Source organism: Flavobacterium sp. CF136 (assembly GCF_000282055.1).
Taxonomy (GTDB): domain Bacteria; phylum Bacteroidota; class Bacteroidia; order Flavobacteriales; family Flavobacteriaceae; genus Flavobacterium.
Genome location: NZ_AKJZ01000109.1, coordinates 1 through 11,199, shown reverse-complemented (window position 1 = coordinate 11,199; position 11,199 = coordinate 1). Strand labels below are relative to the sequence as shown.

The following is an 11,199-nucleotide window of genomic DNA, read 5'->3' as shown; positions in this document are numbered from 1 at the left end:
TATATGGAAAGGGCTTCGACTCCGCTCAGCCTGACATCTTCTTGTATTACTACACCCAACGCATTAAAATTTTAGTATTTATTAATAATTAAATTTTTTATCGGTTAAGGTTCTCATAAAAGCAATAAGCTGTTTTTTTTCCTGATCTGTTAATTTTAATTTGTCTTCGGGCAAGGTTTGATTCTCTAATGAAAAGCCTAAACCTTTTCCTCCTCCTTCATTATAAAAATCGATGACTTCTTCGAGGGTTTTAAAAACGCCATTGTGCATGTAAGGAGCTGTCAATGTTATGTTTCGGATTGTTGGTGTTTTGAAGGAATTTTTATGAATCGCTGCTTTTGTCAATTCATATTTACCTAAATCAGTATCTAATTGGTTGTGCTTATTTGGTACTCCAAGTACTTCGCTTTCTGATTTTGTAAAACCGGGCGGGACAGTTCCATTGGTTAACGGAATAAAATGACAGGTGGCACATTTGGCTTTACCGGCAAATAAATTAAAACCTGCTTTTTCTTCAGTTGTAAATGAAGATTCATTGCGCATATAACTATCAAATTTGGAGTCATAGGAACTCAATGACCTGATGTATGAACCTAAAGCATTTTTTATGGCAAAGGCGTCAATTTCTTTATTCGGAAATGCCTTTTGGAATTTAGCGGCATATTCTTTATTTTTCTTTAAAGCATTGGCTGATTTTTCTAAAGAACCGTGCATTTCGTTTTCGTTGATAATAACGGCTACTGCCTGATCTTCGAGATAACTTACCCGTGAATCTGAGAAAAAAGCACGTTGAAAAGCAATATTGGACAGGGTAGGGGTATTTCTTTTGATTAAAGATTTGCCGTCTATGGTTGTTGCTTTTTCCAAACCGTCTGTAAAAGCTTTGTCAGTATGATGGCAGGAAGCACAGGAACGGGTATTGGTGCCGGATAAAATAGGGTCGTTAAATAATTCCTGCCCTAATTTTATTTTTTCGGGAGTGGTTTTGTAATCCGGAAATCCTGAGAAAGCTTCTGCATCAAAAGCGTCTTTTTCAAAAAGTGTTTGTGCTGTTGTTTTGAGACCTCTCACTTCTTTAAGAAACGGAATTTGTAGTTTTATTTGAGCCTGATAAATGCTTTTGCTCAATGGATTCGTAATTTCTTTGATAAAATAAGCCCTGTCAAAAGAATTGAAATTTTGATGCTGTTGTAGATATTTTTCCCCTTTGTCTATGGTAGCCAATGTGGTTTGCAGTTCTTTTATTTTGGATTGTGAAGCGTAAATTTTACAATAAGATTTAATGCTTTCTAATGATGCTACAGTTTCCGGAATAGAATTTTGTACAATTGGTGAATCAAAACCGGTAATTCCCAAAGTAACAATTCTAAAAACTTCCAGTCGCATGGCGTCAAAAATATGGGAATCGGTCAAAGTATTCGTTTGAGAAACAAGTTCCAGCCGATTCAAATTGGCGCTAAGAATTCCTAATTGATTTAAAAGTTCTGATTTGTCTTTTTTATTGTATTTCGGAAAAATAAATTCTTCTATAACCTGAAATCCTTCCGGAGGAACTGTTATGCCTTCATCTGTTTCATATTCATCTAAAGCGGGACCATTTATGGCTTTTGAAACAGTCGGGAAATAATATTCACTTAAAATCTCCACTTTTTTGTATGCTTCGTGTGATTTTAGGAATTGCTGTTGAATTTGTTTCGCAAAAGCGTCTTTTTGAATAAGATGTTCCAGTTGCGTAACTTCTTTTTTCAAAGCAGCAATATCACTTTTAAACAAATTGTTGGTCAGTTCAACTGTTGTTTTATGATCACTACAAGAAAATAGGAGTAAAAATAAGGGGATGAGGAAAAATTTTTTCATTTAAAAAAAGAGCTTGATTATAAAAAACAAAAACCACGATTCTTTAATAGAACCGTGGACTTTGTGTAAAAATGGTGTAATTTATCTGGCTAATCCTTTGATTACCACAATTTGACTCGCTTGTTTTTCAGAAGTACGAAGAGTACCTCCGTCAACACCTTTGTATTTATCTCCTGTCCAGGTATGAGGCTGTACGCTTAATAAAAAAGTATCTTCGATTCCTAATTGTTCAGAAACATCAATTAAAGCACCATATTCCCAGGATCCAAAAGCAGATGTTGCGCCTACGTTGTATTTAGCTGCATCTGCTGCTGTACGACGGTGGTCTAATTCAATAACCACTTTTAGTTGTTTTTTGGCAATATCATATTGATAAATGTAAGCATCATGAGTTTCGTCTCCATAGCCATTAGCATCTTCCTCAACGTAAACATAGTTTTTTGTCACACAAATATTATCCGGATCCTGAAATTTTCCGGCAATTCCTGTACGGTCATCACCATCAAGAATCACTTCCAGATTACCGATTAATGGATTTGATTTGTCTAAATTCAATTTATAAACTCTGCCGTATTTAGTTCTTGAAGCATCAGCATTTGTTCCCGAAATAGGTTGTCCGGTTACATTAAAATAAAGTTCACGATCGGCATCATTTCCGCCTTTGCGGTAATCTAAATCTTCAACTCTTCCAAATTTAATAGCTTTCAGTGTATTTACCGAGGCATTTATCTGAGCGCCTGTCATTGTAGTATGATTGTCAATTTTTACAAAAGTAACAGGGTAGGTTTGCCCCGTAACCATATCTTTCTCTTTTTGGTTATCGTCATTTCTTTTCATCATATACAACGAACCATTTTCTAAATCACCCACAGTATTGGATACGTACATAAAAACCTGTCCGCCATAAGTTCCTGAATCATCATCACCAATTACAATAACTGTTTTTCCTGAATAAGCAGATTTACGCAAAGGCAAAGCATTTTCGGCACTTAACCTGCCTAATCCTGATAATTCCTTTGTTACCGATGCTCCTCCCACATTGGCATACGGATTTACACCATGCGTACGGGATTCTTCACCGGATTCCCCACAAGTTAAATACAAAGGACCAAAACCATGTTCCAAAGGTGTTGCCATAGTAGCACCGCATAATCTCCAGGTTCCCCCATTAGAGTTTAATAAATATTCTCCTTTTACCGGTTTGAATGTTTTGTCTAAAGTAATTCTTGAAACCGCAAAATTATCTTCGTTGTTCACTAAAAAGGTAAAAGTACCATCTGAATTTTTTAATAAACCGGAACCGTCTGCCGAACCTCCAAAAACATAACCTGGGCTTTCCGGTAAAACATCATCTGAAGTTAACAGTGAAAATAATTCCAGATTTTCAAAACCGGTTTGTTTTTTAAGTAATACAGGTGTTACAGATTGGTTACTCAATACAACATCTGTCTTGGCACCAGTATTAGTATCGGATTTATCGTTATTATCGCAGGAAATTAGTGTTGCGAAAAATAACAGTGGTAAAATAGTTTTCTTCATTTTGGTTGGTTTTAAATTTTTTTACAAAGAAATGCGTAACATTTAAACTAAAAATGAATTGTATATTACCAAAAGGATACTATTGATAGCGGATCATTTGTCAGAAAAAACAATTAATTTACATACTAACACTCCCGTAATAAAAAACTAATCCTGAATTAACTTTAAAAAAAACAAACCTAGTTTAAATTGCTTTAAACTAGGCAGGAATGAGTGTTTTAATCCGTTAGATGTAATTGATTATAACTCTTATTTCATATAAAAAAATAAATTTAAGTGAATATCAATAACTTCTGGAAATCATTGTTATCCTGACACTAAATATCTTTTAACCAAAGTGTCATCCTGAGCCCGTTCGTCTTCGCTCAGGATAAACTTAGTCGAAGGCTTATCAAATTAAAGGCTTAAGGCTTATCAAATTAAAAAGGGCTTGGCTTAGACATTAAAAAGGGCTTCGACTCCGCTCAGCCTGACACCAAATATTTAATAATTTTTTATTATAAATCTAGACTTTTAGTAAACCGCGAAAACCTCTTGCGGCATAATAAGATTCAGCTCCATTGTGATATACGAAGATCGTTCCGTAGCGGAAATCAGAAAAAAGTGCTCCGCCAAGTTTTCTGATCTCAGATGGCGTAGCTATCCAGCTTGATGTTTTTGAATCAAAATTTCCGAGTTTTTGTAATTCCCGATATTGTTCTGCTGTTAAAAGTTCAATGCCCATTTCAGAAGCCATATTAACAGCACTGTCTGCGGGTTTATGTTCTTTTCTTGATTCAAGTGCTTTATGGTCGTAACAAATGCTTCTTCGCCCTTTTGGACTCTCTGCTGCACAATCATAAAAAATGTACTCCTCTGTTTCTTTATCGTATGCTACAATATCGGGTTCACCGCCCGTTCTTTCCATTTCATTGAGCGACCAGAGTTTTGCTGTATTTGCTTCCAGTTTTGCCTGTACTTTAGTCCATTCAAGACCGATATGACGGTTCTTGTTTTTCTCGAAACGGGTTTTCAATGTGTTTAAAAGCCCGGTGCGTTCTTCTGTTGACAATTCTTTTTTATTACTTTTCATGATTACTAAATTTTGTTCAAAGATTTACCGGATTTATTAATCATCCAGTCCTTTTCCGTTGAGAATTTGAGGAATGCTTTTTTCGATTCTTGATTCCCGTGTTTTCGATTGTTTAGGTGCCGAAAAATGCAGTAAATACCCTCTTTGCCTGCCAGGTGTTAAAGCATAAAAAGCAGTTTTTAAGTCGGTGTCTGTGTTTAATTTAGTCTCAAATTCTTCAGGAACATTAAACTCTTTTGTTTTTTTTAGTTCCACTTTCAAACCGGCTTTTTCCACTTCAATAGCTTCATAAATATACGTTTTTAAGACGGGTTCCAGATCAATAATTTCCTGAATATGGGTAAACCGAACCTGGCGGGCCGATTGTACATTCTCTGTTTGCTGTATTAAAATGCCGTTGGCATCATTCAGCAAAGCACCTTTAAAAAACAGAAGCGCACAATATTCTTTAAATTCATGTATTAAAACAATATTGCTTTTCTGGAAAGTGTAACACGGAACACCCCATTTTAATTCTTCATTAAGCTGACAGTCAAGGACGATTGTTCTTAATTTCTCAATTTCTTTCTGCCACTTTTCGCTTTTGCTAAAATAAAAATCGACTTTCGGATTCATCGTTATATCTTTTAATGTGTAACTGAAATTACTTTTCGATCAACAGGTCTGAAATACCAGGATAGCACTGTCAGGACTAGTAATAAAGCTGGTCCAAAAAGGGCAATGGCATCATCTTCGCTAATTATATGAGAAAAAAGTGCTCCCGACATGGCAAAGAAAAATCCTGCGTAGGCCCATTCTTTCAGTAGAGGAAATTTAGGAATAAGGATTGCTATAACTCCTAAAATTTTCCAAACTCCCAGTAAGGTCATTAAATAAAGTGGATAACCTAAATTGGAAAAGTTTTTAACCTCTTCATCCATTTTAATTAATTGTACGATTGCGGTTGAAAGCATTCCCAGAGCAAGCCAAAGAGTAGCAACCCAATAGATAATTTTATTTCGCTTAGTCATAATATGTTATTTTAATTTAGTTAGGATACTTTCTAATCGGTTGTGAGCCATGTTGATACCTTGTGCAAAAGGTAATTTCAGCATTTGCTCCCTGTCATAAACGGATTTGTATATGATCTGCATATTGAGCCTGCTGGTAGTGTCAGTGAGTTTTTCGAATTCTAAAAACTCAAGCTGAACAGGAAAAGGAGTATTTTCCATTTCAAATGTTCTGATGATTTTTTGGTTCAAAACAAGCTCATGAATAACGCCATTTGCCTTAAATACAACATTACCCTGAGGATCAGTTGTTTCAAATTGCCAGCTGCCGTGGTTTTTATTTTCAAGCTTCAGGACTTTCGTACCCATCCATTGTTCCACAATTTCAGGTTCGATATAGGCTCTGAACAATAATTCCAAAGGAAGATCAAATTCCCTTGTAATCATCAAATCCTGTTTGCCGTCTTCGGCATTTATTTTTGTTTTTAGTTCCATAGCTGCAAATAATTATTGGATGTATTTTTTCATGACTGACTCCAGTTTATTAAACTTGTCATCCCACATTTTGCGGAATGGCTCTATAAAATCTGCTATTTCTTTCATTTTTTGTGGGTTTAAGTGATAGTAAATTTCCCTGCCGTTTTGTTCTTGTTTGAGTAATTCGCACTCCGTAAGTATTTGCAGGTGTTTTGAAACGGTTGGTCTCGAAGTTTCAAAATTTGAAGCTATCGTACCGGCTGTCATAGATTGTGTGGTGACCAATAAAAGTATTGCCCTTCTTGTGGGGTCTGATATGGCCTGAAATACATCTCGTCTTAAATTCATTGTGTCGTTATTTGACTACAAATATATATGAAGTTATTTGACTACACAGTTTTTTTTGCGTTTTTTTAAGAAAAATCAGACTTAAAGGTTTGTCTGAAGTTGGTATCAGTGAATTTGATTCGCCTCATTTAGATCTTTAGTTGATTGAAATTCAAATAATTAGTTGATTTAAATTCAAATAAATATAAGAAAATATCTAAAAAAATACAGAAATTTGTAATGGAATCGAAAACTAATAGTATGGGAAGAATTCATTTATTCGAATTTGAGGACCAAAAATGGCTTCCGAAATTCATTAGAAATTATATGACCGATTTTTTGCAATTTCTGTCCAATAAAACTGGAATGTACAAAGGCATAGTTCCAATTATAGAAAAAGGTTTGAAAGAAAGTAATACCAACCGAATAGTAGATTTAGGATCGGGTGGAGGAGGCGGATTGATTTGGTTAAACAACGAACTTAGAAGAAATAATCCAGGTCTTAAAATTCTACTGACGGATTATTTTCCTAATATTTCAGCCTTTCAGTATACACAAAAACAGGCTGATAATTTCAAATTCATTTCAGTGCCAATAGACGCGAGGAATGTTCCCAGAAAATTATCCGGACTCCGAACACAGTTTTTGTCGCTGCATCATTTTAAACCCAAAGACGCTCAGCAGATTCTGCAGAATGCTGTTGACAGCAATAGTGCCATTGCTATTTTTGAAGCACAGGAAAGAAGTTTACCAAGCATCATAGCGATGATTTTTTCGCCAATCAGCGTTTTATTAACCACACCTTTTATACGTCCGTTTAAAATAGGCAGAATAATTTTTATTTATTTTATTCCAATTGTTCCTTTGTTGGTGTTGTGGGATGGCGTAGTGTCTTCGCTCAGAACGTATTCTGTAGATGAAATGAATGGACTAATCGCCAGTTTAAACAATAAGGAAAGCTTTAACTGGGAAGTTGGAAAAGTAAAATCAGGGCCTGGGAAGATTTTGTATTTGTTGGGGACGAGGAAGTGATTAGTTTTTGTTTAACTCTCTCAGTTGCTATCGCGAGCGTCCCGCTCGTGAACTTTCCAATTGGATTTGATTTTTTTTGCGTTCACGAGCGGGACGTGCACCAGCGACGGGGATTATTTTTCATTTTATAAGTAATATCTATTCTAAAATTAGTATTCCGGAGTATTCTTTTTTATTTTTTCAATTAATAAATTTTCATCTTTTATTACTTTTTCAAACGGAGATTTTTTAGGTAAATTTTCATCCTGATATTTTTTAATAATTGGAAGTGTCAGAACAATTTTCAATGCATTATGATAATCATTTATATCACTTTTCTTTTGATGAATTGTTTTTACTAATTGATTTAATCCTGCAGTTTTTTCAGCATATTTTTCATTACTCATTTTTAATAAAACAATAATCTTATTTTTCAAAATACTATCTTTTATAGAATTTGCCTTATTATTGGCAGTCTGATAATAATCTTCTGATTTTCCATCATAGTTATAAAAAATATTTAGCGTATCATGCGCATTAAAATTTTCTAAGTCAGTTTCCAGGTTTTTCAATTCAGTATTTTTGCTCACAAGTTCCTGATATAGTTCTTCTGTTAATTCATCATTACTTCTATATCTTCCTAAAATTTTACTTCCTCCTTCTTCTTGCAAGGCTTTAGGAACTTCATTTTTTGGATTTTCATTATTGGATTCATTTCCTCCACAAGCAGTTAAAAGGATAAGTGAAAGGATGATGAGTTTTTTTAGCATATGATTTTTATAATTTGGTTGACTTTGTTTGCGTTTACGAGCGGGACGCTCGAAACAAAATTTAATTATTTTTTTTTGATTTTCTATTAAGTAGATAGCAATAAATAACATGTGTTGTTAAAACTGTGGTGATTCCAATATTCCAATAAGTGTGAAAATAATCAAAGTAATAGTAAAAACCACAGTAATTTTGAATAGCTTCTTCTGGTAAATGAAAATAAAAAGGAAATATTATTAAAAATAATGATAGAAATATTGAAAGTATAATGAAACGACCGTATTTGATTTTTAAATAATCAACTAAGCCATAACATAACATTTGGATAATTAATATTATCAAAAAGAGATTTTCCATAATTTTAAAATTTGATAATTCTATTTCATTGCTAGTGTACCCGATCCAAGGGAACTTGATTCTCTTTGCCTTCACGAGCAGGACGCTCGCGCCAAGTGGGGGATTTATAAATTAGCCCCAATATGAGTGACTTGCTAATAAAAACCTTCTTCCATAAAATTTATCTAAAAATAAATTTGGAATTACACGTTCAGCAACATCTGTTAGAATGCTAAAAAGAGAACGATAATGATCATGTTTACCTTCACAGACTTCTCTCCATAAATTAGGTCTATATCTAGTCCATATACTTAAAATATAAAAAAGTTTAAAATATAGTAGAAGCATATCATCAATTCCTAACAACGGTTTTATTTGGCAATCATTTGCTATAGGTGAATTATATTTTGGATTGAGATTAATTAATTCATCAGGTAAATTATCACAATAAAATTGCTCGTAAGGAGCTGAGTTTGTTTTTTTATACTCGAAAACATACTCTTCAGGTAAATTTAAGATGGTATTTATTTGTTCAGCTTTTAAAAAATGTGTATTTTGATTCTCACTAATGGAAATTGAATAATTGCCTTTGTTTTTGTCGTAAAGTTCTGTTGCGAAATAATTTAAATAATTGGGTTGTTCTTGAAAAATTTCAACATAAATATTTTTGAGCTCAGGTATTCTGGAAAGTAGATCTTTTAATGAAATTAATTTATGGATTTCAGGATCTGGTATCCCTTCAATTTTTTTATAATTTGTAAGCATTACAATATTTTCAAATTCATACCCAAAATTTTTTAAGAGTTCTTTATAAAAACCATTATTACAACAATAGATAAATTCATCATTTGCTAAATCAATAGTAGGAGAATTATAAATTGATTTTATGCCATGACCACCATTTTTAGAAAAATTCTCTATATTTTCTAAAGTCAAGTTATTAGTAACGTCTCCAATCATTAAAGCACTTAAAAAGTTATATGTTCCATAATAAAGTGAAGTTAAACTTGGTGTTAAATTTTTAGAACTTGATTGATTAAACAAATCTCTTGAACTTCGAATACAAAATGCAACTCCTTTTGCTTTTTCAACAATTAATTCTTCGGACAAATTAATATTTAATTTAGAGCTTTTTATTTCTAATTGTTTTTTAACACCGTTCAAGGTTGTTAGTATGTCGATTCTATCCCAAATAGCTGTTTTAGGAGTTTCAGTATATATTCTTTCGTATTCCATATAGTATTGATTATAAAACAAAGGATCTTTATCAAACATAAACAATTTAACTTACAAAAAACTAATTCTTTAGTAATAAAAAAAGCCACAAATTACACTAATAATTTTAGTGTAATTTGTGGCTTTAAAATTTTATAAAAAGAAATATTATTACCCCAAAAATGCCTTCAACTCCTCATAAGTTCCAATCTTCACACTTACTTTCTCCTTATTCATAACACTTTCAATTTGTGTTGGAATCGGAAGTGTAATTCCTAAAGCAGGTTCAACTACATCTAAGAATTTAATTGGGTGAGCGGTTTCTAAGAAAATACCAATAGCATTTTCGTTTTTTTGCAGTTCTTTTTTCAAACCTAAATAACCAACAGCACCGTGTGGTTCTGCGATATAACCATCCACTTCATAGATGTTTTTTAGGGCAACTAAAGTTTCTTCATCGGTATAACTGTACGATGAAAAATCTTTTTCAAAAGCTTTTAAGTCATTATTGTACAATTCCTGAATTCTGATAAAGTTACTTGGGTTTCCAACGTCCATCGCATTAGAAATTGTTGCTTTAGAAGGTTTTGGGTCGTATTTTCCGTTTTCCAAAAATCTTGGTACGGTATCGTTTACGTTGGTAGACGCTACAAAATGTTCGATTGGCAAACCTAATTTCTTAGCCATAATTCCAGCGCAGATATTTCCGAAATTTCCGCTTGGGCAAGAGAAAATCAACGGTTTGTTTTGGCTTTTCAAAGCTTTGTAAGCAAAGAAGAAATAGAACATTTGAGGTAACCAACGTGCAATATTAATAGAATTCGCGGAAGTCAGGTTTTTATGCGCCAAGGTTTCATCTAAAAATGCTTTTTTCACCATATCCTGACAATCATCAAAAACGCCATCTACTTCAAGCGCCTTAATATTTTGCCCTAAAGTCGTCAATTGTTTTTCCTGAATGTCGCTCACTTTTCCTGAAGGATATAAAATCACGACATCAACACCGTCAACACCTAAAAATCCACTGGCGACAGCACCGCCCGTATCTCCGGAAGTCGCTACCAAAACTGTATTTTTACTGTCTTTTTTATCTTTGTTAAAATAGGCAAGACAACGTGACATAAAACGCGCTCCAACGTCTTTAAAAGCCATTGTAGGTCCATGAAATAATTCCAAAGAATAAATTCCTTCTTCCACTTTCACTACCGGAAAATCAAAACACAAAGTTTCGGCAATAATTTCTTTTAATTTTTCTGCGGGAATTTCATCACCCACAAATTGTTTGATTGCTTCAAAAGCAATTTCTTCGTGGCTTAAACTTTCAATTTTATCAAAAAAAGACGGATCTAAAGCCGTGATATTTTCCGGAAAATATAATCCTTTATCGCTTGCTAATCCTTGTATTACAGCTTCCTGAAACGAAACTTTTGGGGCATTATGGTTTAAACTATAGTATTTCATTATGTTATTTTAGATTTTAGATTTTAGATTTTAGAAGAAAGAGAATAGATTATAGAAAAAAGACTTTTCTTAAAATCAAATTCAATTTTTTTAAGTTCCAAATTCCAAATAATTATTATTCGGTCTTTTTTGTCATTTCTGTAAAGG

General features: G+C 33.3%; 11 protein-coding genes. 1 reads left to right on the top strand and 10 read right to left on the bottom strand.

Annotation, left to right across the window (positions count from 1 at the left end; all coding sequences use genetic code 11):
* Nucleotides 1-81: 81 nt before the first annotated feature.
* From PMI10_RS21285 to PMI10_RS21255, 7 genes are all read right to left on the bottom strand, one after another.
* Complete coding sequence (locus PMI10_RS21285) at nucleotides 82-1,857, bottom strand: cytochrome-c peroxidase (RefSeq protein WP_007811736.1); 1,776 nt, start codon at nucleotides 1,855-1,857, stop codon at nucleotides 82-84.
* Between the two features lie 81 nt (nucleotides 1,858-1,938).
* Nucleotides 1,939-3,396: a hypothetical protein gene (locus PMI10_RS21280; protein WP_007811734.1), complete on the bottom strand. Its 1,458-nt coding sequence runs from the start codon at nucleotides 3,394-3,396 to the stop codon at nucleotides 1,939-1,941.
* Nucleotides 3,397-3,901: 505 nt separating this feature from the next.
* Entirely contained in the window at nucleotides 3,902-4,468 is a 567-nt protein-coding gene (locus PMI10_RS21275) for a DUF4256 domain-containing protein (protein ID WP_007811732.1), read from the bottom strand.
* 36 nt (nucleotides 4,469-4,504) lie between these two features.
* Nucleotides 4,505-5,083, bottom strand: a complete 579-nt coding sequence (locus PMI10_RS21270; RefSeq protein WP_007811730.1) for a YdeI/OmpD-associated family protein — start codon at nucleotides 5,081-5,083, stop codon at nucleotides 4,505-4,507.
* A gap of 11 nt (nucleotides 5,084-5,094) precedes the next feature.
* Nucleotides 5,095-5,478, bottom strand: coding sequence for a DoxX family protein (locus PMI10_RS21265; protein WP_007811728.1), 384 nt, complete (start codon nucleotides 5,476-5,478; stop codon nucleotides 5,095-5,097).
* 6 nt (nucleotides 5,479-5,484) lie between these two features.
* Nucleotides 5,485-5,952 (bottom strand): SRPBCC family protein, encoded by a 468-nt coding sequence (locus PMI10_RS21260; RefSeq protein ID WP_007811726.1) that lies wholly within the window; start codon nucleotides 5,950-5,952, stop codon nucleotides 5,485-5,487.
* Nucleotides 5,953-5,964: 12 nt separating this feature from the next.
* Nucleotides 5,965-6,282: an ArsR/SmtB family transcription factor gene (locus PMI10_RS21255; protein ID WP_007811722.1), complete on the bottom strand. Its 318-nt coding sequence runs from the start codon at nucleotides 6,280-6,282 to the stop codon at nucleotides 5,965-5,967.
* A gap of 240 nt (nucleotides 6,283-6,522) precedes the next feature.
* Between PMI10_RS21255 and PMI10_RS21250 the strand changes: the two genes are divergently transcribed.
* A complete protein-coding gene (locus PMI10_RS21250; protein ID WP_035632572.1) occupies nucleotides 6,523-7,293 on the top strand; it encodes a hypothetical protein in 771 nt (256 codons plus the stop codon).
* A gap of 149 nt (nucleotides 7,294-7,442) precedes the next feature.
* Here the strand turns inward: PMI10_RS21250 and PMI10_RS21245 are convergent, their stop codons facing one another.
* The 3 genes from PMI10_RS21245 to thrC form a co-directional block, all read right to left on the bottom strand.
* A complete protein-coding gene (locus PMI10_RS21245) occupies nucleotides 7,443-8,042 on the bottom strand; it encodes a hypothetical protein (RefSeq protein ID WP_157489928.1) in 600 nt (199 codons plus the stop codon).
* Nucleotides 8,043-8,508: 466 nt separating this feature from the next.
* A complete protein-coding gene (locus PMI10_RS21235) occupies nucleotides 8,509-9,612 on the bottom strand; it encodes a YaaC family protein (RefSeq protein WP_157489926.1) in 1,104 nt (367 codons plus the stop codon).
* A 150-nt stretch (nucleotides 9,613-9,762) separates the two neighbouring features.
* Nucleotides 9,763-11,052, bottom strand: coding sequence for a threonine synthase (gene thrC, locus PMI10_RS21230; protein WP_007811712.1), 1,290 nt, complete (start codon nucleotides 11,050-11,052; stop codon nucleotides 9,763-9,765).
* Nucleotides 11,053-11,199: the final 147 nt, after the last annotated feature.

What these genes read in the sequence shown, in the direction of transcription:
- PMI10_RS21265 (WP_007811728.1), bottom strand. Translation starts at nt 5,478, where the DNA reads ATGACTAAGCGAAATAAAATTATCTATTGGGTTGCTACTCTTTGGCTT.
- PMI10_RS21275 (WP_007811732.1), bottom strand. Translation starts at nt 4,468, where the DNA reads ATGAAAAGTAATAAAAAAGAATTGTCAACAGAAGAACGCACCGGGCTT.
- thrC (WP_007811712.1), bottom strand. Translation starts at nt 11,052, where the DNA reads ATGAAATACTATAGTTTAAACCATAATGCCCCAAAAGTTTCGTTTCAG.
- PMI10_RS21255 (WP_007811722.1), bottom strand. Translation starts at nt 6,282, where the DNA reads ATGAATTTAAGACGAGATGTATTTCAGGCCATATCAGACCCCACAAGA.
- PMI10_RS21260 (WP_007811726.1), bottom strand. Translation starts at nt 5,952, where the DNA reads ATGGAACTAAAAACAAAAATAAATGCCGAAGACGGCAAACAGGATTTG.
- PMI10_RS21285 (WP_007811736.1), bottom strand. Translation starts at nt 1,857, where the DNA reads ATGAAAAAATTTTTCCTCATCCCCTTATTTTTACTCCTATTTTCTTGT.
- PMI10_RS21270 (WP_007811730.1), bottom strand. Translation starts at nt 5,083, where the DNA reads ATGAATCCGAAAGTCGATTTTTATTTTAGCAAAAGCGAAAAGTGGCAG.
- PMI10_RS21235 (WP_157489926.1), bottom strand. Translation starts at nt 9,612, where the DNA reads ATGGAATACGAAAGAATATATACTGAAACTCCTAAAACAGCTATTTGG.
- PMI10_RS21245 (WP_157489928.1), bottom strand. Translation starts at nt 8,042, where the DNA reads ATGCTAAAAAAACTCATCATCCTTTCACTTATCCTTTTAACTGCTTGT.
- PMI10_RS21280 (WP_007811734.1), bottom strand. Translation starts at nt 3,396, where the DNA reads ATGAAGAAAACTATTTTACCACTGTTATTTTTCGCAACACTAATTTCC.
- PMI10_RS21250 (WP_035632572.1), top strand. Translation starts at nt 6,523, where the DNA reads ATGGGAAGAATTCATTTATTCGAATTTGAGGACCAAAAATGGCTTCCG.